We start from the raw sequence: 1,762 nt of genomic DNA, 5'->3' as shown, positions 1-1,762 counted from the left end.
AGCTAGAAGTCCTCACAGCAATAGGAAACCGGATATGAATATCTTTTGGTCATGTATTATACATTGATACATACAAAATAAGCACCGTGTCTGTTTTTATAGACACGATGCTTATTAAGTTGAACATCAAATAAAGTGAATGGTATTAATTGTATGAACGCGAGCAGCTGCCAGTTTAGATAGCTTTTGTTAACTTTGAATATTTTTATTCATCTGTTTAATAGCAGCTTTTTCTAAACGAGAAACCTGTGCTTGAGAAATACCAATTTCTTCAGCAACTTCCATCTGTGTTTTACCTTGAAAGAAGCGCTTTCGTAAAATTAGTTTTTCTCGCTCGTTCAATCTTCTCATACCTTCTTGCAAAGCAATTTCTTCAATCCAAGTTGAATCACGGTTGCGTTCATCGCTTAGCTGATCCATGACATAGATTGGGTCTCCACCATCATTGTAAATAGGTTCAAATAGAGAAACCGGATCTTGGATAGCATCTAAAGCAAACACAATTTCTTCATGCGGCACTTCTAGGACTTTTGAAATTTCCTCAGCTGTAGGTTCCTTGGATGTTTCACTCATAAGCCTTTCACGAACTTGAAGAGCTTTATAAGCAATATCACGAAGGGAACGAGAAACACGGATTGKATTATTGTCACGTAAATAGCGGCGAATTTCCCCTATAATCATTGGGACAGCATATGTAGAAAACTTCACGTTTTGACTTAAATCAAAATTGTCAATGGATTTCATTAATCCAATACATCCAACCTGAAATAAGTCATCAACAAATTCTCCACGATTGTTAAAACGTTGAATCACGCTGAGTACGAGACGTAAATTTCCGCTTACTAGCTTTTCTCTTGCTGTTCCATCTCCAGCCTGCATTTGTTTAAACAACTTTCGCATTTCTTCATTTTTTAATACGGGAAGTTTCGAAGTATCTACTCCACAAATTTCTACTTTATTTCTTGTCAACTCTTTCCCTCCTAACAGGAGATGATGTTCTGAATTCAGTATCTCCTCCGAAGGAAAAAATATGCACTTTTACAATTCTGACAATTCCACGCTAAAAAAGCTGATTGTATAAGATGCTTCTCAGCCCTTATACAATCAGCTTTTTTACTTAAACCATTTTATTAAATTCTTTTCGCAGCCGTTTAATAATTCGTTTTTCAAGCCTTGAAATATAAGACTGAGAAATGCCTAGCATATCAGCTACATCTTTTTGCGTTTTTTCTTCTCCGCCGGCTAGCCCAAAGCGCAGCTCCATAATTTGCTTTTCACGATCATTTAATTGGTGCAGTGCTTTCAACAAAAGTTTTCGATCCACGTTCGCTTCTAGGTCTTTTGTGATGATATCTTCTTCGGTTCCCATCACGTCAGATAATAGCAGTTCGTTTCCATCCCAATCAATATTTAACGGCTCATCAAATGAAACTTCAGATCGAATTTTATTGTTGCGGCGCAAATACATTAAAATTTCATTTTCAATACAGCGAGAGGCGTACGTCGCTAGCTTAATTTTCTTTTCAGGATTAAATGTGTTTACTGCTTTAATTAAACCGATGGTGCCGATGCTAATTAAATCCTCAATATTGATTCCCGTATTTTCAAACTTGCGGGCAATATAAACAACCAGTCGCAAATTACGCTCAATCAACAGTGAACGTGCTGCTTCATCTCCTGATGGAAGTTTTTTCAGGAGTACTTCTTCTTCATCTTTTGTTAAAGGCGGTGGAAGAGCTTCACTTCCTCCTATATAGTACAC

Annotated in this window: 2 protein-coding genes; both read right to left on the bottom strand. The window is 37.0% G+C overall.

Features of this window, described 5'->3' with window-relative positions:
• Nucleotides 1–189: 189 nt before the first annotated feature.
• The gene (sigG, locus tag AC1DRF_RS26150) at nucleotides 190–969 is read right to left on the bottom strand and encodes an RNA polymerase sporulation sigma factor SigG (protein WP_477742095.1); all 780 of its coding nucleotides are present in this window, start codon (nucleotides 967–969) and stop codon (nucleotides 190–192) included.
• A 148-nt stretch (nucleotides 970–1,117) separates the two neighbouring features.
• A partial coding sequence (sigE, locus tag AC1DRF_RS26145; protein WP_477742094.1) for an RNA polymerase sporulation sigma factor SigE occupies nucleotides 1,118–1,762 on the bottom strand: 645 nt, incomplete at its 5' end.

It is taken from the genome of Priestia sp. P5_B4 (assembly GCF_056400385.1).
This window is presented reverse-complemented; position numbering and strand designations above follow the sequence as displayed.